This is a genomic window from Chryseobacterium jejuense (genome assembly GCF_017877355.1).
Classification (GTDB): Bacteria; Bacteroidota; Bacteroidia; order Flavobacteriales; family Weeksellaceae; genus Chryseobacterium; species Chryseobacterium jejuense_A.
Genome location: NZ_JAGIPR010000028.1, coordinates 1 through 2,202 on the forward strand (window position 1 = coordinate 1; position 2,202 = coordinate 2,202).

2 protein-coding genes are annotated in these 2,202 nt (G+C 38.4%); both read right to left on the reverse strand.

The annotated features are described in order from the left end of the window. Positions 1-15: 15 nt before the first annotated feature. A complete protein-coding gene (locus J2772_RS24080; protein WP_209921594.1) occupies positions 16-1,617 on the reverse strand; it encodes an aldehyde dehydrogenase family protein in 1,602 nt (533 codons plus the stop codon). Positions 1,618-1,701: 84 nt separating this feature from the next. After that, a partial coding sequence (locus J2772_RS24085; protein WP_209921597.1) for a TetR/AcrR family transcriptional regulator occupies positions 1,702-2,202 on the reverse strand: 501 nt, incomplete at its 5' end.

Below are 2,202 nucleotides of genomic sequence, written 5' to 3' on the forward strand. Positions count from 1 at the left end.
TATTGAGGTACTAAATTAAAAATCTTTCTTTCTTAAGCCGTCTATCATTGCTATTCCGGCCATTTTTGTTAAGTTTCTCCAGGTAGGTTCCATGGAATAGCTTGCCATATTTTTTGCAAGATGGTCAAATGCTTTCTGGTTGGTACGAAGCATATGTCCAGGAGATACAAATTTGTCGTAAACAATTGATTTTTCAATATTTTCAAAGCCCAGCAGATTTCCGAAATTACCGGAACCGGATACCATTTCTTTACCTTGCTCATTTCCACCCCAAGTCAGATAAGGGCTTAAAAATACAAATACAGGAATAGTATTTACGGCTATTCCTCCATATTTCAGATGGGTTACTGCGGTGTCTAATTCATGCTGATGAGCCTTTTTGGTGTCTTCATCTATAAGAAGCATACATCCCAATGAACCCAATAGTTTATCATTACAGAATGCAGTAGCTTTTGGTAAAAAATCTTTGGCATTGGCTGGTACGTCTAATGCGACTTCATCCATAATTTGGCAGAATGCTTCGTTTTGTGTGGCATAGCTGTCCTCTTCACAGTCTGCAATAAGCATAAAATTGGCATGTTTGAATCTGCCGTTTTCAGGTTTTAAGATTTCTGCATTCGGATAGGCTTTTTTGAAACCTTCCTCTGCTTTATCTGTTCCCGGATAATAAGCTCCGGCAGCCGGAGTATCTTCAGAAAGAGCTTTTCTCAGAGCATTTAAAAATTCATTTCTCTGCTCCCAATGTCTGGAAGTCACCAGAGTTTGCGGGCGTCCGCATACAGCACCGCCATTGAGCTTGGCAACGGTAGCAATCTGATTAGCCTGGTGTTCCATTTCTTTTTTCGTCCAGGGTCTGTCGCCGGGAACTATAATGCAAGGGTTATTGCCACCACACTCTGCTACCATAGGGGTATTAGTATTGCTCATAATTGCTTTGGCCGTTCCTGTTCCACCTGTGAAATAGATGGCCGTTAAACCATCAATTGTTGTAAGTTCACGTCCTTGGTCTGCTGAAACAAAGCGTAAGGCTCCAAAATCAATAATAGGTTTGAAAATCTTTTCCCAGATCGCATCAGTTTCTTCGTTCAGATGATGTGGTTTGTGGATGACTGCTTTGTTATCGTAAAAAAGGGCTTTTACCATTTCGAGTGATGAACTGTAATTTCCAGCTCCCAAAATGGCAGTTACCCCGGCTGGCTTTTCTAAAGGATTTACCTGCTTCGGAGTTCCTTTTACACGTAAATGTCCGCTTTGTGTTCCGCTGAGTACTTTATCCTTGGCATCCATTGGGAATACGTGTACATCATAGGTGTCGTCATTTACTTTGGTAATATTCAAAGGTTTTGGCATTTCACCCTTCGCGATGGATTCGTAAAGCTGTATGCAGGCCGAAACGTTTCCTGCCAATGGAACTGCCGTTGCAAATACCGATTCAGCATGTGTGTAAATGTCTTCACCCATGATGGTGTTTTTCATTTTTTGGTCTGAGGTGCCCAAATCGTCTGCATACTTTTTCAGATTATTCTGTACTTCTTCCAGTAAGTGAAGTTTTTCCACTACTGAGGTTTCTGCCCATTTCTTAGGGTCTAATTGATTAAAAGCTTCTTGTGCTGTCATTGTAAATAACTTTTTTAAATCATTAATAATTAATGATATTCATTTATAAATGAATATTCATTCGGTTTTTATGTTAATTTTTTTTTACCTAATAGCTTTCCATATTCTTTCTATATTTTGGTCTATCATATGTTCTGTAACTTCAACATTATCTTTAAGTTGTACCTGAACCAGTGCGATCACAGCATTATAAATAAATCGGATTAGCAGCACAATATTAATAGGCTGAAATGATCTGTTCTCAAGTCCCTCAGCCATAAGGTCTACAGACTGCTGATAATATGTTCTTCCCAATTCTGTAATTTCTTTTGATATATATGGTGAATAATTGAGGGTATTCACAACAAAAAAATGCGTAGGATTGTCTACATAATAATGATGTACTTTTCTGCCTAAAATAAAAAAACGATCCTTGTAAGAAGCTTTCATTTCTGAGTCAGAAAGATTAACCGCTTTACCAAACGATTCTTGAATATGCAGAAATAATCCTTCAACCAATTCATCCTTACTTTTAAAATGTAAATACATTGTTCCTACGGCAACTCCCGACTCTTTTGAAAGTTGTGCCATTGAAGTCTGTTGCAG